This window comes from Kitasatospora sp. NPDC008115 (assembly GCF_042957205.1).
Taxonomy (GTDB): Bacteria; Actinomycetota; Actinomycetes; order Streptomycetales; family Streptomycetaceae; genus Kitasatospora.
In genome coordinates this window covers 22,101-39,080 of the sequence record NZ_JBIBHU010000026.1, presented here as the reverse complement: position 1 = coordinate 39,080, position 16,980 = coordinate 22,101, and the positions used below count along the sequence as shown (strand labels likewise).

The 16,980-nt window shown below is 72.5% G+C and carries 14 protein-coding genes; 6 read left to right on the top strand and 8 right to left on the bottom strand.

What is annotated here, in order from left to right; genetic code table 11:
- Positions 1–42: 42 nt before the first annotated feature.
- Entirely contained in the window at positions 43–1,209 is a 1,167-nt protein-coding gene (locus tag ACFZBX_RS28365; protein ID WP_391536635.1) for a SchA/CurD-like domain-containing protein, read from the bottom strand.
- A 305-nt stretch (positions 1,210–1,514) separates the two neighbouring features.
- On the opposite strand from ACFZBX_RS28365, the gene ACFZBX_RS28360 reads away from it, so the two are divergent.
- The gene (locus ACFZBX_RS28360; RefSeq protein ID WP_391536634.1) at positions 1,515–3,140 is read left to right on the top strand and encodes an FAD-dependent oxidoreductase; all 1,626 of its coding nucleotides are present in this window, start codon (positions 1,515–1,517) and stop codon (positions 3,138–3,140) included.
- A gap of 64 nt (positions 3,141–3,204) precedes the next feature.
- Here the strand turns inward: ACFZBX_RS28360 and ACFZBX_RS28355 are convergent, their stop codons facing one another.
- The gene (locus tag ACFZBX_RS28355) at positions 3,205–4,869 is read right to left on the bottom strand and encodes an APC family permease (RefSeq protein WP_391536633.1); all 1,665 of its coding nucleotides are present in this window, start codon (positions 4,867–4,869) and stop codon (positions 3,205–3,207) included.
- Positions 4,870–5,339: 470 nt separating this feature from the next.
- Between ACFZBX_RS28355 and ACFZBX_RS28350 the strand changes: the two genes are divergently transcribed.
- Entirely contained in the window at positions 5,340–6,200 is an 861-nt protein-coding gene (locus ACFZBX_RS28350) for an EamA family transporter (RefSeq protein ID WP_391536632.1), read from the top strand.
- A 67-nt stretch (positions 6,201–6,267) separates the two neighbouring features.
- On the opposite strand, the gene ACFZBX_RS28345 is transcribed toward ACFZBX_RS28350, so the two are convergent.
- Together ACFZBX_RS28345 and ACFZBX_RS28340 are read right to left on the bottom strand one after the other, a co-directional pair.
- A complete protein-coding gene (locus ACFZBX_RS28345; protein ID WP_391536631.1) occupies positions 6,268–6,579 on the bottom strand; it encodes a hypothetical protein in 312 nt (103 codons plus the stop codon).
- The gene (locus ACFZBX_RS28340; RefSeq protein WP_391536630.1) at positions 6,576–6,893 is read right to left on the bottom strand and encodes an SAV_915 family protein; all 318 of its coding nucleotides are present in this window, start codon (positions 6,891–6,893) and stop codon (positions 6,576–6,578) included. The genes ACFZBX_RS28345 and ACFZBX_RS28340 overlap by 4 nt, the downstream gene beginning before the upstream one ends.
- 318 nt (positions 6,894–7,211) lie before the next feature.
- Here ACFZBX_RS28340 and ACFZBX_RS28335 point away from each other — a divergent pair, with 318 nt between their 5' ends.
- Positions 7,212–9,437 carry an NADP-dependent isocitrate dehydrogenase gene (locus ACFZBX_RS28335; protein ID WP_391536629.1) on the top strand — a complete coding sequence of 742 codons (2,226 nt, stop codon included), beginning with the start codon at positions 7,212–7,214 and terminating at the stop codon, positions 9,435–9,437.
- Positions 9,438–9,532: 95 nt separating this feature from the next.
- Here the strand turns inward: ACFZBX_RS28335 and ACFZBX_RS28330 are convergent, their stop codons facing one another.
- Positions 9,533–10,993, bottom strand: a complete 1,461-nt coding sequence (locus tag ACFZBX_RS28330; protein ID WP_391536628.1) for an MFS transporter — start codon at positions 10,991–10,993, stop codon at positions 9,533–9,535.
- A gap of 141 nt (positions 10,994–11,134) precedes the next feature.
- Here ACFZBX_RS28330 and ACFZBX_RS28325 point away from each other — a divergent pair, with 141 nt between their 5' ends.
- Positions 11,135–11,848, top strand: a complete 714-nt coding sequence (locus ACFZBX_RS28325) for a TetR/AcrR family transcriptional regulator (protein WP_391536627.1) — start codon at positions 11,135–11,137, stop codon at positions 11,846–11,848.
- 70 nt (positions 11,849–11,918) lie between these two features.
- Here the strand turns inward: ACFZBX_RS28325 and ACFZBX_RS28320 are convergent, their stop codons facing one another.
- Together ACFZBX_RS28320 and ACFZBX_RS28315 are read right to left on the bottom strand one after the other, a co-directional pair.
- Complete coding sequence (locus ACFZBX_RS28320; protein ID WP_391536626.1) at positions 11,919–12,884, bottom strand: cytochrome c oxidase assembly protein; 966 nt, start codon at positions 12,882–12,884, stop codon at positions 11,919–11,921.
- Positions 12,885–13,042: 158 nt separating this feature from the next.
- Positions 13,043–14,044 (bottom strand): 2-hydroxyacid dehydrogenase, encoded by a 1,002-nt coding sequence (locus ACFZBX_RS28315; protein WP_391536625.1) that lies wholly within the window; start codon positions 14,042–14,044, stop codon positions 13,043–13,045.
- A 241-nt stretch (positions 14,045–14,285) separates the two neighbouring features.
- Here ACFZBX_RS28315 and ACFZBX_RS28310 point away from each other — a divergent pair, with 241 nt between their 5' ends.
- Positions 14,286–14,714: a tyrosinase cofactor gene (locus ACFZBX_RS28310; protein WP_391536624.1), complete on the top strand. Its 429-nt coding sequence runs from the start codon at positions 14,286–14,288 to the stop codon at positions 14,712–14,714.
- Between the two features lie 46 nt (positions 14,715–14,760).
- Positions 14,761–15,588 (top strand): tyrosinase family protein, encoded by an 828-nt coding sequence (locus ACFZBX_RS28305; RefSeq protein WP_391536623.1) that lies wholly within the window; start codon positions 14,761–14,763, stop codon positions 15,586–15,588.
- Positions 15,589–15,742: 154 nt separating this feature from the next.
- On the opposite strand, the gene ACFZBX_RS28300 is transcribed toward ACFZBX_RS28305, so the two are convergent.
- Positions 15,743–16,768 (bottom strand): 6-phosphofructokinase, encoded by a 1,026-nt coding sequence (locus ACFZBX_RS28300; protein ID WP_391536622.1) that lies wholly within the window; start codon positions 16,766–16,768, stop codon positions 15,743–15,745.
- Between the last annotated feature and the right edge of the window lie 212 nt (positions 16,769–16,980).

Sequence of the window (16,980 nt, the reverse complement as noted above, 5' to 3'; positions counted from 1 at the left end):
TCCTTCTCTTGCCGGGGCTTGGTGGACCGGGGGCCGTGGTCGTCAGGAGTCCTGGGACGTCCGGTCGGTGACCGGGTTCATGCTGCGGGCGGCGAGGAAGGCCCGCAGCCCGGCGTCGGTCCGCAGGTCGCCCTCCGGGCCGAGGTCGAGCAGCCGGCCCAGCACGGTGGCCTCGCGCTCGCCGGCCACGCCGAGCGCCGCCGCCGGGTCGGCCTCGGGGGGCAGCCGCAGGTCCACCAGCCGCACCACGACGTCCTCGCGGTGGAAGACGGTGCTCGCGGCGACCGGGCCGGTCGGGTCGGCGGTGGCGACGTCGTCGTACTCGGCGAGCAGTTCGGTGACCACCTTCCCCTTGCCGGGCTTCACCGGGTACAGCACGGCGTGCCGGTGCAGCCGCCCGGAGGCGGGGGAGCCGGCGACGGCCTGGTTGGCGGCCGGCAGCGCGGCCCGGGCGAAGAAGGCGCGCGCGGCCTGCGGGTCGCCCAGTTGGCGGGCCTCCTCCAGGTACGGGTTGATCGCCTCCTCGACGGCCCGCACCTCGGGCTGCATGGCGACGTGCCGCAGCGCGTCGCCGAGGCTGCCGATCACCTCGACCGCGCGCACCACCCGGTTGCCGTGCATGAACAGCGAGGTGCGGCGCAGCCGGGTGTGGTCGTCCACCTCTGCCCGGGGGGAGGCGTAGCCGGACAGGATCCGGGCGACCTCGGGCTCGCTGCCGGGCTCGACGGTGAAGGTGAGCGCGTGCCGGACCACGCCGTCCGGGCCCGGGTCGGCCCTGGGCGGACCGGCCTGGCCGGCGGGCGCGGTGCGCGGCAGGCCGGCCGGCACCTCCAGCGGTGCGCGGCTGCCGGTGGCGCCGGCGGCGGAGGTCTCCCGGAGGATGGTGTAGCGCAGCGAGCGGAAGGTGTCGCTGACGCAGCCGTGCATCGGCTTGACCATCTCCCGGTGGGCCGGGCTGTCCACCCACTCCAGGAAGGTCTCCTGGTCCTCCCACTCGCTGGTGATGAGCCACTGGCGGGGGTCGTTGATGGACTGGCAGAGCTGGTCGCTGACGTGGCCGGGCACGGTCGCGACCTGGTGACGGAGCTTCTCGTACACGTCCATGAAGCGCTGCTGGGCGCCGTCCTGGATCTCCAGCATCAGCACCACCCGCAGGCGGGTCTCGGAGGAGGAGTGCTGCCGGGCGGGCGGTTCGGACAGAGTCGTCATGATCCACTTTCTGCTTCTGGGCCGCGCGCGTCGGGGGCCGCGTGCGGCGGCTCCGGTGCCGGAGGGGGCCGGGCGGGCCCCCGGCGGGAGGGGTGCTGCGGTGGCCGTCGGCCACCAGGCCTGAGGTCGATCGTGCGCGGCGCTCCCGGGTGGCGCGAGATATGCGGGCCATCCGGGCGAAGAGACCGCACAACGCGCCCGGCGCGGGGGAGGTTAGGACCGGGCCGCCGTGCCCGCGAGCCCCTCCGAGGGCTCCGCCGAGCCCCGCATTCGGCCCAGAACTCCCGTACAGGCTGGAGCAATTGATGAATCCGAAGGTGGACGACCGGGTACCGGTCCTGATCGTCGGCGGCTCGCTGGTCGGGCTGTCGGCCTCGCTCTTCCTGGGCCGACTGGGTGTCAGGCACCTGCTGGTCGAGAAGCACGCCGACACCTCGCACCACCCGCGTGGCCGAGGCAACAACGTGCGGACGATGGAGCTGTTCCGGGTGGCCGGGGTCGAGACGGCGATCCGCGAGGCGGCGTCCGTACTGGCCCCGAACCACGGCATCCTCCAGGCCCCCTCGCTGACCGGCGAGGAGCAGGAGTGGCTGTTCCGGGAGATCGACCCGGGCGGGCGGCTGGCCCGCTTCAGCCCCAGCTCCTGGTGCCTGTGCAGCCAGAACGACCTGGAGCCGGTGCTGCGCCGCGCGGCCCGCGAGCTGGGCGCCGAGATCCGCTTCGGCACCGAGCTGCTCTCCTTCGAGCAGGACGCCGACGGGGTGAGCGCGCTGCTGCGCAGCCGGGAGACCGGCGAGGAGCGGACGGTCCGGGCGGAGTACCTGGTCGCGGCGGACGGCCCGCGCAGCCCGGCCCGCACCCGGCTGGGCATCGGCCAGAGCGGCAAGGGCGAGCTGTTCCACAACGTCAGCATCACCTTCCGGGCGAAGCGGCTGGCCGAGGTGGTCGGTGACCGCCACTTCATCGCCTGCTACCTCACCGACCCGGAGGCGGACGGCGCCCTGCTGCCGGTCGACAACCGGGAGGAGTGGGTGTTCCACGCGCCCTGGCACCCGGAGCACGGCGAGCCGCTGGAGGCGTTCACCGACGAGCGCTGCGCCCGGCACATCCGGGCCGCCGTCGGGCTGCCCGAGCTCGACGTCGAGGTGACCGGCAAGGCCCCGTGGCACGCCGCCGAGCGGGTCGCCGACCGCTACTCGGCGGGGCGGGTGTTCCTGGCCGGGGACTCGGCGCACGAGATGTCCCCGACCGGCGCGTTCGGCTCCAACACCGGCATCCAGGACGCGCACAACCTGGCCTGGAAGCTCTCCGCGGTGCTCTGCGGCTGGGCCGGCCCCGGCCTGCTGGAGACCTACGGGCAGGAGCGCCGGCCGGTGGCGCGGGTGACCGGTGAGCGCGCCTCGGCCCGCTCGGCGGAGCACAGCCACCCCGGGTACGCCGTCGTCCCGGGCGTCGGACGGCAGGCCGGGGTGCTGTCGGTGGCGCTCGGCTACCGCTACCGGCAGGGCGCGGCCACCGGCACCGACCCGGCCGGCCCGGTGGTCCCGGAGGCCTTCGAGTCGGCGGGCGAGCCGGGCAGCCGGGCGCCGCACCAGTGGCTGCTGCGCGCGGGTGTGCGGTTGTCCACCCTGGACCTGTACGAGCAGGCGATGGTGCTGCTGACCGGCTCGGCGGGCACCGCCTGGCAGGACGCCGCCCGCCGGGCCGCCGACCGGCTGGCCGTCCCGCTGGACGCCTACCGGATCGGCGACGGCGCGGACGACGACCTCGCGCCCGAGCCCGGCGGTGACTTCGCCGCCCTGCACGGCGTCGGCCCGGACGGCGCCCTGCTGGTGCGCCCGGACGGCTTCGTCGCCTGGCGCTCCGAGCACCCGGTCGACGACCCTGAGGCGGCGGTCGAGCTGGCCCTGCGCGCGGTGCTGTCGCTGTAGCCGGCAGCACAGGGGCCCGCCGGTCGTGGTGACCGGCGGGCCCTTCGTGGTGTCGGCCGAGGGGTCAGTGACCGCCCTCGTCGACGACCTCGATGTCCTCGATGTTCCGCTCGATGACCTCGGCCGGCAGCGCGACCCGGATCGCCCAGTAGTAGATCACCAGGGAGAAGGCCGAGACCGCCGCGATGTCCCACCACATCGGGATCCGGCCGGTGCCGTCGCCGAAGCCGCCCTGCCAGGAGATCAGGCCGAGGCCCAGCAGGTAGGCCGGCAGCCACTGGGCGGCCCGCCAGTCCATGTGCGGGGCGTTCGGCAGGCCCTTGCGGGTGGCGTACAGGGCGTAGCTGCCGAGCAGCAGGTAGCCGATGACGATCGCGATGCCCAGGCGGGACAGGGTGTGCCAGCCGGCCCAGTAGATGATGAGGCTGGAGACGATGAACGACGCCGGGGCGACGGCCGCGCCGCCGGGCAGGCGGTAGGAGCGCTCGCGCGCCGGCAGCCGGCGGCGCAGGGCGCCGAAGGCGAGCGGGGCGCCCGCGTACATCAGCACGCTGGCCGAGGTGATGAAGCCGACCAGCTCCTGCCAGCTCGGGAACGGCATGAAGCAGATGACGCCGGTGACGAACGACATGATGAGGCCGAACCACGGCGCGCCGCGCTTGTCGACGCGCTCGAACAGCTGCGGCGCGTAGCCGTTCTTGCTGAGGCCGTACGCGATGCGCGAGGTGGAGGTGGTGTAGATGAGGCCGGTGCCGCCGGGGGAGACGATGGCGTCGAAGTACAGCACCCAGGCCAGCCAGCCGAGGCCGACCACGGTGGCGAGGCCGGCGAACGGGCCCTCGATGCCGGGGAAGTCGAGGTTCTCCCAGCCGTTGGCGAAGGAGGCGGCGGGCAGCGCGGCGATGAAGACGACCTGGAGCAGCACGTAGATCACGGTGCCGATGGCGACCGAGCCGAGCACGGCGCGCGGGATGTCGCGCTTGGGGTTCTTGCTCTCGCCGGCCAGCTGGATCGCCTGCTCGAAGCCGAGCAGGGCGAAGATGATGCCGCTGGCGCTGACGGCGGTCAGCACGCCCTTGATGCCGAACGGGGCGAAGCCGTGCGAGGTGAAGTTGGAGCCGTGGAAGTTGGTCACGGCCAGCACGAAGATCGCGAACAGCGGGACGAAGATCTTCAGCCAGGTGGTGGCGCTGTTGGTGCGGGCGAGCGCCCGGACGCCGAGGAAGTTGACCGCCACGAACAGGCCCATCAGCAGCACGGCGACGACCATGCCGCTCGCGGTGAGGGTGCCGTTGGCGTTGAGGAAGCCCTGCGCGAACTCCCAGTGCCCGGCGTAGCCGATCATCGCCTGGACCTCGATGGGGGCGACGGTGGCGGCCTGGAGCCAGGAGAACCAGCCGAACGACATGCCGGCCAGCCCGCCGAAGGCGTAGTGCGGGTAGCGGGCGGTGCCGCCGGCGACCGGGAACATGCCGCCGAGCTCGGCGTGCACGAAGGCGAGCAGCACGATGGCGACCGCGCCGATGCCCCAGGCGACGAGCGCCGCCGGTCCGGCGACGACGACGGCGTTCTTCGCGCCGTAGAGCCAGCCCGAGCCGATGATGGAGCCGACCGAGGCCCACATGAGGCCGATGAGGCCGACTTCTCGGCGGAGTGACCGGTGGGTGGTGGTCCCGGTGCTGGAACCGGTGCCCGTACCGGGCGGGGAGAGCTGGTTGAGGGAGGCCATGCGCAATCTCTCTGTGGTGAGGGTTCTCCGGAGTACGGAGCGCGGAGAGTTGCAACACAGTAGGCGGATGCAGAGACATCTGCACAGGTTTCCTTACCGAATGGTTACCTACTTTTCTGGATATCTCCGCAGGTAGGAGGCCACCTGTTCATGCGACCGTTACGCTACCTGCGGGTAATTCCAGGATTTGAGCGTCCATTGAGCTTCGGTTCGTGCCCGTGCTACGGACGGCGATCCCCGGGTTGTGGAAATGGGCGCGGCCGTATGGAAATGCGGTCGCGCCGCACAGCCTGTAGGGTCCCTCCCATGCGTTCCCGGATCCTGCCGCCGCCCGTCCGCTAGCGGGCGGCCCCTCCACGCTCCCAGCCTGGCGGCCTGCGCCGTACCCGGGCCGATGAGTGCCGCCCGCTCCGCCGGTGGACCTCATCCGGCCGGGCCCCGCCCGGCACCCCGTCGTGGAGAACGAACGCATGACCACTCATGCCGCCGTGCCGGTCCGGCACGGCCTGCTGTCCATCTCCGCCGCCGCCGTCGCCTGGGGCGCGGGCGGAGCCGTGGCCGCCCTGCTGATGGGCGCCGCCGGGCTCGGCCCGGTCGCCGTCTGCGCCTGGCGGTTCGCCGTCGCCGCCGGCTGCCTCGCCCTGCTGCCCGCCCGCGGCGCCGCCGGCTCGCCCCGTGCCGCCGTGCTCACCGGGCTCGGCCTGGCCGTCAGCCAGTGCGCCTACTTCGGCTCGGTCCGGTTCGCCGGGCTCGGCCTCGGCACCCTGATCACCATCGGTGCCGGACCGGTGCTCACCAGCCTCGGCGCCCACCTGCTGCTCGGCGAACGCCTCACCGCCCGGGCGGTGGCCGCCAACCTGCTCGCCCTGGGCGGCCTGGTCCTGCTGGTGGCCGGCCCGGCGAGCGGACCGCGGCCCGTGCTCGGGGTGGCGCTCGCCGTCCTGGCCGGCGCGGGGCAGAGCGGACTCACCCTCTGGGCCCGCGCCGGCGGCACCGCCCGCGCCTCGACCGGGGCGTTCACCACCGGCCTGGTCTGCCTGCTGCCGCTCGCCCTCGCGGTGGACGGCGGCGTGCTGCCGACCACCGGCGCACCGCTGGTGAACGCCGCTGCCCTGCTCTTCCTCGGCACCGTGCCGACGCTGCTCGCCTACCGCTGGTACTTCGCGGGCCTGGCGGTCGTGCCGGGCGCCACCGCGGCCGTCCTGGTGCTGCTCGAACCGGCCGCCGCCGCCGTGCTGGGCGTGGCCTTCCTCGGCGAACCGCTCACCGCGGCCCTGCTGGCCGGCTCCGCCCTGCTGCTCACCGCCATCGCCGCGCTCACCCGCCGCTAGCGTGCCCCGCGCCCGCCCGCCCGCTGTCCGGGCGGCGGGCGGGCGCGGGGAGCCCGGGGCGGCGGTGTCAGGGCACCGGCCGCAGGGCCGGCTGGCCGGGGACGAGGGCGCGCAGGACCAGGTCGACGTGGACGTGTGCGGCCCCGGCACGGAGCAGCGCGGCCGAGACGGCCCGTAACTCCTCCGGCCCGGTGCAGGCGAGCCGCAGTTCGAGGTCGGCGTCACCGGCCAGCGCCAGGCCGCTCTGCACGGCCGGGATCTCGGCCGCCAGCCGGTCGAAGTCCAGCGGGACCGGGCCGTAGCTCACCCGGGCCAGGGCCTGGAGCGGGCGGGCCGGCTCGGGCAGCGGCCCGCCGGGGACGAGGTGGAGCGCGCTCACCGGCGCTGGAGCCGCGCGCCGGAGCGGGAGGCGGGGTGCCCGGCGGCCGGGCGGGCGGCCGGACCGGCCACCGGAGGAGCGACCAGACGCGGATCCAGCACCACTTCCTCGATGCCGAGCGGCGCGGTGAGCGCGCGCAGCGCCGGTTCGCCGAGCACGACGGCGGCCTGCTCGGGTCCGAGCAGCTCGGCGAGCGCGCCCGCCGAGCTGAAGCCGACGGCGCACCGCCGGCCGTCGCGCAGGCGGAAGAGGCGGAGGGAGGTGGTCCGTCCGATAACGGTGACCGGGACGTGCCAGACGACGACGCGGGCCATGCGGGTGCTCCCGATTGTGGAGTGGGGCCTGCCGGAACTGCGCGGGACTGCGCGGAGCCGCTCCCCATGACGCTAGGCCCGGTACGGGCACCCGGAGAACCGTCCTGACGCAGCGTTGACCGAATGCAGCGCCGCGTTGACGGAGTCCTGACGGTCGGGCCCGCCCCTTGCCGCAGGCACCCGCCGGCCCGCTCCGCTTGCCCCGCGGCGGCGCCGGGACGACGGTGGAGCTGATCCGAATCCGGGGGGAGGTGGAGCGGAGGGGCGGTCACGAGATATCTTGACGTCAAGACGTTGGAGACGTGAAGCGGAGTACCGATGACTGACTCGACCATCATCTATACGCACACCGACGAGGCGCCGGCCCTGGCAACGTACTCGTTCCTGCCGGTGGTCCAGGCGTACGCCTCGACGGCGGGCGTGAAGGTGGAGACTCGCGACATCTCCCTCGCCGGGCGAATCATCGCGAGCTTCCCGGAGCGTCTGACCGAGGACCAGCGGATCGGCGACGCGCTCGCCGAGCTGGGCGCCCTCGCCAAGACCCCGGGCGCCAACATCATCAAGCTGCCGAACATCTCGGCCTCGATCCCGCAGCTCAAGGCCGCCATCGCCGAGCTGCAGGCGCAGGGCTACGCGCTGCCGGACTACCCGGACGACCCGCAGACCGACGAGGACAAGGACGTCCGCGCCCGTTACGACAAGGTCAAGGGCAGCGCCGTCAACCCGGTCCTGCGCGAGGGCAACTCGGACCGCCGCGCCCCCGCGTCGGTCAAGAACTACGCCAAGACCCACCCGCACCGCATGGGCGCCTGGTCGGCCGACTCCAAGACCAATGTCGCCACCATGGGCGAGAACGACTTCCGCTCCACCGAGAAGTCGGCCGTCGTCGCCGCCGACGGCGCGCTGCGCATCGAGCTGGTCGCCGAGGACGGCGCCACCACCGTGCTGCGCGAGTCCGTCCCGGTGCTGGCCGGCGAGGTCGTGGACGCCTCGGTCATGCGCGCCGCCGAGCTGAACACCTTCCTGGCCGCGCAGGTCGCCCGCGCCAAGGCCGAGGGCGTGCTGTTCTCGGTCCACCTGAAGGCCACCATGATGAAGGTCTCCGACCCGATTATCTTCGGCCACGTGGTCCGCGCCTTCTTCCCGCAGACCTTCGCCAAGTACGGCGAGGCGCTGGTCGCCGCGGGCCTCAACCCGAACAACGGCCTCGGCGGCATCCTGGCCGGCCTGGAGAACGTCCCGCACCTGGGCGAGGAGATCAAGGCCTCGTTCGAGGCCGAGCTGGCCTCCGGCCCGGCGCTGGCCATGGTCGACTCGGACAAGGGCATCACCAACCTGCACGTGCCGAGCGACGTCATCGTCGACGCCTCGATGCCGGCCATGATCCGCACCTCCGGCCACATGTGGGGCCCGGACGGCCAGGAGGCCGACACCCTCGCCGTGCTGCCGGACAGCAGCTACGCGGGCGTCTACCAGGCCGTCCTCGACGACTGCCGCGCCAACGGCGCGCTGGACCCGGCCACCATCGGCTCGGTCCCGAACGTCGGCCTGATGGCCCAGGCCGCCGAGGAGTACGGCAGCCACGACAAGACCTTCGAGATCGCCGCGGCCGGCACCGTCCGCCTGGTCGACGCCGCCACCGGCGAGGTCGTCCTGGAGCAGGCCGTCCGGCCGGGCGACATCTTCCGCTCCTGCCAGACCAAGGACCTGCCGATCCGCGACTGGGTGAAGCTGGCCGTCACCCGCGCCCGGGTCACCGGCAGCCCGGCCGTCTTCTGGCTGGACGAGAGCCGCGCCCACGACGCCGTGCTGATCGGGAAGGTCAAGACCTACCTGGCGGACCACGACACCGACGGTCTGCAGATCGAGATCAAGTCCCCGGTCGAGGCCACCAGGTTCTCGCTGGAGCGCATCCGCCGGGGCGAGGACACCATCTCGGTCACCGGCAACGTGCTGCGCGACTACCTGACCGACCTGTTCCCGATCCTGGAGCTGGGCACCAGCGCCAAGATGCTGTCGGTCGTCCCGCTGATCAACGGCGGCGGCCTGTTCGAGACCGGCGCCGGCGGCTCCGCCCCGAAGCACGTCCAGCAGTTGGTCAAGGAGAACTACCTGCGCTGGGACAGCCTGGGCGAGTTCTTCGCGCTGGCCGCCAGCTTCGAGCACCTGGCCCGCACCACCGGCAACGCCCGCGCCCAGGTGCTGGCCGACACGCTGGACCGCGCCACCGGCACCTTCCTCAACGAGGACAAGTCGCCGAGCCGCCGCCTCGGCGGCATCGACAACCGCGGCAGCCACTTCTACCTGGCCACCTACTGGGCCCAGGAGCTGGCCGGTCAGACCGAGGACGCCGCGCTCGCGCAGGCCTTCGAGGGCCTGGCCAAGACGCTGACCGAGCAGGAGCAGACCATCGTCGAGGAGCTCATCGCGGTGCAGGGCTCCGCGGTCGACCTGGGCGGCTACTACCAGCCGGACCCGGCCAAGGCCGAGGCCGTGATGCGCCCGTCGAAGACCCTCAACGAGGCGCTCGCCGCCCTCGCCTGAGCCCGACGGCGCAGTAGCTGAACCCGGGAGGCCCCGGAGGTCCTGTCACGGACCTCCGGGGCCTCCCGGCCGTTTCCCGCCCCCGCCCGACGGATTCAGTGCCCCTCGCCCTCGGGCCGGGCGTAGCGGGGGAGCAGGAAGGCGACCAGGAAGGCCACCGCGAGCAGCGCCGCGATGAGGCCGTACGTCCAGCCGGCCGCGTGCAGGAAGCCGTCCGTACGGGCCCAGCCGAAGAACGCGGTGCCGAGCAGCGCGACGCCCACCGAGCCGCCGAGCTGCTGCTGGGCGTTGAGGACGCCGGAGGCCGAGCCGGTCTCGGCCTCCTCGACCCCGGCCAGCGCGATGTCGAAGAACGGCGCCATGATCAGGCCGAGGCCCAGACCGGTGACGGCGAGCGCCGGGATCAGCTGCCAGGAGGTGAGACCGCCCGCCCCTCGCTCGACGGTGGCCCAGAGGCCGAGCGCGCCCACGGCAGCGACGGCGATGCCCGCGTGCAGCACCCGGCGGCCGTACCTCGGGGCCAGCAGGCCGCCGGAGAGGACGGCGCCGGCCACCACGCCGACCGACAGCGGGATCATCGACAGCCCCGCGTGCAGCGGCGTCCAGCCGAGGCCGAGTTGCAGGTGCAGACTGAAGACCAGCATCAGCCCGGAGAGCGCGGCGAAGAACACCAGCCCGGTGGCGAGCGCCGAGACGAACGGCCGCTTGGCGAACAGCGAGGGTTCGATCAGCGGGGTGCCGCCGCGCCGCAGGACGCCGCGCTGGTGCCGGGTGAACAGCCACAGGACCGGCACCGAGGCGGCCATCGAGAGGAAGGTCCACCACGGCCAGTCCAGCTCGCGGCCCTGGACCAGCGGGTAGACCAGCAGCAGGACGGCGAGGCCGAGCACCAGCACGCCGACCGGGTCGAGCCGCCCGGCACCGGAGGGCCGGTCGGTGGTGTCGGCGGGCAGGATCCGGCCGGCGGCGAGCACCGCGAGCAGGCCGACCGGCAGGTTGATCAGGAAGACGGTCCGCCAGCCGAGGCCGAACAGGTCGGCGTCGGTGAGGTAGCCGCCGAGGGTGGGGCCGAGCACCGAGGAGAGCCCCAGCACCGGGCCGAACAGCCCGAACGCGGCGCCGACCTCCTTGGGCGGGAACATCGCCTTGATCAGGCCGAAGCCCTGCGGGATGAGCAGTGCCGCGAACAGCCCCTGCACGGTGCGGGCGGCGATCAGGGTGCCGGCGCCGGGCGCCGCCGCGCAGAGCACCGAGGCGAGGGTGAACCCGGCCGCGCCGAGGACGAACAGGCGCTTGCGGCCGAAGAGGTCGCCGAGCCGGCCGCCGGTGATCAGCAGGACGGCGAAGGCGAGCGTGTAGGACGCGGTGATCCACTGGATCTGGGCGTCGTCGCCACCGAGGTCCTGGCGGATGGCGGGCGCCGCGACGCCGGTGATCGTGGTGTCGAGGAGGTCCATCACCTCGGCGGCGAGGATGACGGCGAGGCCCGCCCAGCGCAGCCGGTAGCCGGCCGACGGGGCCGCGGGGGCCTGGGGAGGTGCGATCTGACTGGTCATGGAGTGCTCTCCGGAATCAGAGCTGTCGACGAACGCTGTTCGTCATAACGAACACTGTTTTTCTCAACGAACAGTGTTCTCCCATGGAACGGTGTTCGTGTCAAGTAATCTGGGACCGTCGCCGACCCCGAAGGAGCCCCCATGACCAGTGCCGCCCCGCGCTCCGGCTGGCCGCCCGAGCAGTGGCCGGGAAAGGCCAAGGCCGCACCCAGGAGGCAGCCGCTGAGCCGGGAGCGGATCGTCGAGGCGGCGCTGCGGATCGTCGACGCCGAGGGCATGGACGCGCTCAGCATGCGCCGGGTCGGCCAGGAGCTCGGCACCGGCGCCGCCAGCCTCTACGCCCACGTCGGCTCCAAGGAGGAGCTGCTCGAACTGGTCCTGGACCTCGTCTACGCCGGAATCGAACTGGAGCCGGCCGACCACGGGCGGTGGCAGGAGCAGGTCAAGAGCCTGCTGCGGAACTCCCGCGCGGCGCTGCTCGCCCACCGCGACCTGGCCAAGGCCGCCGTGGTCGCCAATGTGCCGGTCACCCCGCACGCGATGGACATCGCCGAGGCCATGCTCGCCATGCTGCGGGCCGGCGGCCTGGACGAGCGGACCGCCGCCTACGGGGTCGACCTGCTCGGCCTCTACACCACCGCGACCGCCTTCGAGGCCTCCACCCGGGGCGGCGCCGACACCGGGGAGTTCACCGACCGGGTCCGCGACTACTTCGCGACCATCCCGGCCGAGCGCTATCCGATGATCACTTCGATGGCCGTCGCGCTGACCCGCAACGTCGGTGAGGAGCGCTTCGAGTTCGGTCTGGACATCCTGGTCGCCGGACTGGCCCGGCAGGCCCGGGGCGGCGCCTGAGACCCGCCCCCGGAAACGCGGGAGCCCCCCGTCCGGATCGGACGGGGGGCTCCCGCGGGTTGCCTGGGGGTCAGCCGGCGTCGGCCGCCGGCCGGCTGCGCTGGTCCAGCGAGGCCAGGTAGGCGTTGTACGCCGCCAGCTCGGCGTCGCCGCTGCGGTCCTCGGCGCGGTCCCGGCGGCGCGAGAGCCGCTGCTCGGAGCCCATCCACTGGTAGACCAGCGCGATCAGCACGATCGCGGTCGGGATCTCGCCGAACGCCCAGGTGATGCCGCCGGCGAGCTTCTGGTCGGCCAGCAGGTCGGTGCCGGGCGGCGCGCCCTCGGTGGTGAAGGTGTTCACCAGCTGGTGGTTGGCCATCATCACCGCGACGCCGAAGAAGGCGTGGAACGGCATGCCCATGAACAGCTCGATGATCCGCATCACGTGGCCGGGGCGGTGCGGGCCCGGGTCCACGCCCATGATCGGCCAGAAGAACACCAGCCCGGTCGCCAGGAAGTGCACCATCATGAAGATGTGCCCGAGCCGGTACCCCATGAGGAAGTCGAACAGCGGGGTGAAGTAGACCCCGTACAGGCTCGCGATGAACAGCGGGATGGTGAAGGCCGGGTGCGAGATCACCTTGATGTAGGTCGAGTGCAGCAGCGCCACCAGCAGCTCGCGCGGCCCGCGCGGACGCCCCTTGCCGGCCGGTCGCAGGGCGCGCAGCGCCAGGGTGATCGGCCCGCCGAGCAGCAGCAGGATCGGCGACAGCATGGAGAGCACCATGTGCTGCATCATGTGGGCGCTGAACAGCACCATGCCGTAGTCGTTCAGCCCCGTGCAGGTGACCAGGATCACCGTGCCGACGCCCAGCACCCACGCCACCGTGCGCCCGACCGGCCAGCTGTCGCCACGGCGCCGCAGCCGGACCACCCCGGTGAGGTACAGCGCGAGCGCGGCCAGGCTGCCGATCAGGAACACCCAGTCGGGCGACCAGGTGAGCACGTTGGAGAGCGAGAAGGGGCCCAGTTCGGTCATCCCGCCGTGGTGGTGCATGCCTGACATTCCGTCGCCCATCGGCGGGTCCCGCTTTCCCTCGTCACGGCCCCTGGATGGGTCCGGTTCGCCCGTTTTGCTTCGGCATACAGCCTAGGCGGGCCTTACCCCGGCCGGTTCCCCGCCCCCCGTCCCCCGCCTGCGGGCCGCGGGTCGCGCTACGCGCCCGGGCGGGGGACGAGGACGTTCTCGCCGCGGTGGCCGGCGGCGTAGTCGTCGACGTTGCGGACGGTGGCGTCGATGATCTGGCCGACGGCGGTGCGGGTGAAGTAGGCCTGGTGCGAGGTGACGACCACCTGGGGGAAGGTGACCAGGCGGGCGAGGACGTCGTCGGCGATGCCCTCGATGGAGCGGTCGGTGAAGAAGACGCCGGTCTCCTCCTCGTAGACGTCCAGACCGACGCCGGCCAGCCGGCCGGCCCGCAGCGTCTCGACCAGGGCCGCGCTGTCCACCAGCCCGCCGCGGCTGGAGTTCACCAGGATGGCGTCGTCCTTCATCCGGGCGAGCGCGGCGCCGTCGATCAGGTGGTGGGTGGCCGGCAGCAGCGGGACGTGGAGGCTGATCAGGTCGGCGCGGGAGAGGAGTTCCGGCAGCTCGGTGTAGGCCATGCCGAGGTCGACGCAGGCGGGGTTGGGGGCGATGTCCCAGCCGAGCAGTTCGGTGCCGAAGCCCGAGGCGATCCGGGCGAAGCACTCGCCGATCTTGCCGGTGCCGATCACTCCGACGGTCATCCCGTGGATGTCGCGCCCGAGCAGGCCGTCCAGCCGGAAGTCGAACTCACGGCTGCGGTTGGCGGCCCGGGTGAGCCTCCGGTTGACCGCCAGCGCGAGCGTCCAGGCGTGCTCGGCGACGGCGTACGGGCTGTAATGGGAGACCCGGGCGACGGTCATTCCGAGTTCGGCGGCGGCGTCCAGGTCGATGTTGTTGAAGCCGGTGGAGCGCTGGGCGATCAGCCTGGTGCCGCCCTCGGCGAGCACCGCCAGCGTCCCGGCGTCCAGTTCGGCGTTCACGCTGCTGCTGACGGCCGGGTAGCCGGCGGCCAGCGGGGCGGTGTCGTGGTTGAGGAAGACGGACAGGCAGCGCAGTTCGTGCCGGTCCGCGAACGCCTTCTCCAACAGCGGCCGCTCGTCCGCCTGTACGCCGTACGCGAGGATCTCCATCGCCTGGGTCCTTCCGGGTGGGTCCGGTCCACTCTGGTCCACCGGTCAAGGTAGAGCAAAAGATGACCGAATGTGAGCACAACCCTCCGTACCCCCGCCGATCGGCTGTTCCCTAGGCCATGGCGCCTTGCGAGCATCGAAATGGCGGTTCCGATCACGAAATCGCCTTTGATTGACGATTCACCAATCGTTTGTGAACAGTGCCTTAACAAAAGCGAAGGCACACGAGGGGGTATTTGGCATGTCCGAGGACACCCACGGCACCGGTACCGAGCTGACCCGTCGGCGGATGCTCCAGGGGGCAGGGGCCGCCCTGGCCGTCGCCGCCGGGACGGTCGTGATCGGCGTGGCCGGCCCGGGAGGAGGGGCGGCCACGGCCGCCGATCCCGGCGCTTCCGACAGCTTCGACGAAATCTTCCAGGGCCGGCGGATCCAGGGCCGCCCGGTCGACGGGGGGAGCCACCAGCACGGCGGCGGCACCGGGAACGGCGGCGGCACCGGCTACGAGGTGCGGATCGACGGCGAGGACCTGCACATGATGCGCAACGCCGACGGCACCTGGATCAGCGTCGTCAACCACTACCAGACCTTCGCGACGCCGCGCGCGCTCGCGCGGGCCGCCGTCAACGACCTCCAGGGCGCCACGCTCGTTCCGGTCGCGACCGCCTGATCCGGCCACCACCCGACACCGACACCCACCACAAGAGGGGGGACTCATGGGAGTCCGCAAGAACCAGGCGACCCTGACGACCCAGGAGAAGCGCGCCTTCGTCAACGCGGTGCTGGCACTCAAGGCGAACGGCGGGTACGACCCGTTCGTCACCACGCACAACCAGTTCATCCTCAGCGACGTCGACAACGGCGAGCGCACCGGCCACCGCTCGCCGTCGTTCCTGCCCTGGCACCGCAAGTACCTGCTCCAGTTCGAGCAGGCGCTCCAGGCCATCGATCCCAGCGTCAACCTGCCGTACTGGGACTGGACCGCGGACCGCTCCACCGCCTCCAGCCTCTGGGGCGCCGACTTCCTGGGCGGCAACGGCCGGGCGAGCGACGGTCAGGTGACCACCGGTCCGTTCGCCTTCTCCACCGGCAACTGGACGCTCAACGTCAACGTCGACAGCCGCACCTACCTGCGCCGCCAGCTCGGCGCCGGGGTGGCCCAGCTGCCCACCAGGCCCGATGCCGAGTCGGTGCTCGCCATCACCACCTACGACGCCGCGCCGTGGAACAGCTCCTCGTCCGGCTTCCGCAACGCGCTGGAGGGGTGGCGCGGCGTCAACCTGCACAACCGGGTGCACGTCTGGGTGGGCGGCCAGATGGCCACCGGGGTCTCGCCCAACGACCCGGTGTTCTGGCTGCACCACTGTTTCGTCGACAAGCTCTGGTCGGAGTGGCAGAAGCGCAACCCGGGCCAGGGCTACCTGCCGACGGCCGGTACGGCGGACGTGGTGGACCTCAATGAGCCGATGAAGCCGTGGAACACCGTCTCCCCGGCCGATCTGCTGAGCCACAGCGCCCTGTACACCTACGACACCGGGTTCTGATCCGGCCGTCCCATCACCCGGCCGTCCCATCACCCCGCCGTCCCGCCACCCGGCAGGGCGGCTGCCGGGAACGGCCCCGGCCCCCGAGACTCGCGCGCTCGGGGGCCGGGGCTCCGGTCCGCAGGGGGGTCGCTCCACGGGGGAGCGGGGGCGGTCAGATGACCGTCTCGGCCTCCAGGTAGCGGTCGGCCGGAACCGTCTTCAGCTCGGCCACCGCCTCGCCCAGCGGCACCAGGTTGATGTTGGTGCCCTGCAGTGCGGTGATGTGCCCGAAGGCGCCCTTGTGGACGGCCTCCACCGCGTGCCAGCCGAAGCGGGTGGCGAGCACCCGGTCGTAGGCGGTCGGGGTGCCGCCGCGCTGGGTGTGGCCGAGGATCACCGGACGGGCCTCCTTGCCGAGCCGGTGCTCCAGTTCGCGGGAGAGCTGGGTGGCGATGCCGGTGAACCGCTCGTGGCCGTAGATGTCCTTGGTGCCCTCCTCCCAGTGCATGGAGCCGGGCTCGGGCTTGGCGCCCTCGGCGCAGACCACGATCGCGAACTTCTTCTGCCGGTCGAAGCGCTCCCGGACGACGTCGGTGAGCTTCTCGATGTGGAACGGGCGCTCCGGGACGACGATCGCGTGCGCGCCGGCCGCCATGCCGGCGTTCAGGGCGATCCAACCGGTGTGCCGGCCCATGACCTCGACGACCATGACCCGCTGGTGCGACTCGGCGGTGGTCTTCAGCCGGTCCAGCGCCTCGGTGGCCACCGACACGGCGGTGTCGAAGCCGAACGTGACATCGGTGCAGGCGATGTCGTTGTCGATGGTCTTCGGCACGCCGACGATCGGCAGGCCCGCGTCGCTCATCAGCTTGGCGGCCTTGAGGGTGCCCTCGCCGCCGATCGGGATGACCGCGTCCAGGCCGAGGTCCGCGCAGTACTGCTTGGCGCGCTCGACGCCGTCGCGCAGGTGGCTGGGCTGTACCCGGGAGGAACCCAGGATGGTGCCGCCCTGGGCGAGGATGCCGCTCACCGAGTCCAGGGTCAGGGGCCGGTGCTGCCCCTCCAGGAAACCTCGCCAGCCGTCCTCGAACCCGATGATCTCGTCGCCGTGGTCGACCACCCCCCGGTGGACCACGGAGCGGATCACCGCGTTCAGGCCGGGGCAGTCACCGCCGCTAGTCAGCACTCCAATACGCATTGCTTTGCAACTCCCGAGCAGAACCGAGGAACGGCCGGACTACAGGCTGGGACGACGGACCGTCACCGTAGCGAGCCGTTCCCGCGTCGGGTCGACGCGGAGATGGCCGCCGGGTGAAGGACCGGCCGGAATCGGACATGGCGTCCGGAACCGGCCGTGGATGTCGAGCATACGGCCCCTGCGTCCGGCCGGGCAGGAGCCGACGCGGGAGC

Bases quoted from the DNA above. Each gene is read 5' to 3' on its own strand.
- ACFZBX_RS28365 (WP_391536635.1), bottom strand. From the start codon at position 1,209: ATGACGACTCTGTCCGAACCGCCCGCCCGGCAGCACTCCTCCTCCGAG.
- ACFZBX_RS28360 (WP_391536634.1), top strand. From the start codon at position 1,515: ATGAATCCGAAGGTGGACGACCGGGTACCGGTCCTGATCGTCGGCGGC.
- ACFZBX_RS28355 (WP_391536633.1), bottom strand. From the start codon at position 4,869: ATGGCCTCCCTCAACCAGCTCTCCCCGCCCGGTACGGGCACCGGTTCC.
- ACFZBX_RS28350 (WP_391536632.1), top strand. From the start codon at position 5,340: ATGACCACTCATGCCGCCGTGCCGGTCCGGCACGGCCTGCTGTCCATC.
- ACFZBX_RS28340 (WP_391536630.1), bottom strand. From the start codon at position 6,893: ATGGCCCGCGTCGTCGTCTGGCACGTCCCGGTCACCGTTATCGGACGG.
- ACFZBX_RS28335 (WP_391536629.1), top strand. From the start codon at position 7,212: ATGACTGACTCGACCATCATCTATACGCACACCGACGAGGCGCCGGCC.
- ACFZBX_RS28330 (WP_391536628.1), bottom strand. From the start codon at position 10,993: ATGACCAGTCAGATCGCACCTCCCCAGGCCCCCGCGGCCCCGTCGGCC.
- ACFZBX_RS28325 (WP_391536627.1), top strand. From the start codon at position 11,135: ATGACCAGTGCCGCCCCGCGCTCCGGCTGGCCGCCCGAGCAGTGGCCG.
- ACFZBX_RS28320 (WP_391536626.1), bottom strand. From the start codon at position 12,884: ATGCACCACCACGGCGGGATGACCGAACTGGGCCCCTTCTCGCTCTCC.
- ACFZBX_RS28315 (WP_391536625.1), bottom strand. From the start codon at position 14,044: ATGGAGATCCTCGCGTACGGCGTACAGGCGGACGAGCGGCCGCTGTTG.
- ACFZBX_RS28310 (WP_391536624.1), top strand. From the start codon at position 14,286: ATGTCCGAGGACACCCACGGCACCGGTACCGAGCTGACCCGTCGGCGG.
- ACFZBX_RS28305 (WP_391536623.1), top strand. From the start codon at position 14,761: ATGGGAGTCCGCAAGAACCAGGCGACCCTGACGACCCAGGAGAAGCGC.
- ACFZBX_RS28300 (WP_391536622.1), bottom strand. From the start codon at position 16,768: ATGCGTATTGGAGTGCTGACTAGCGGCGGTGACTGCCCCGGCCTGAAC.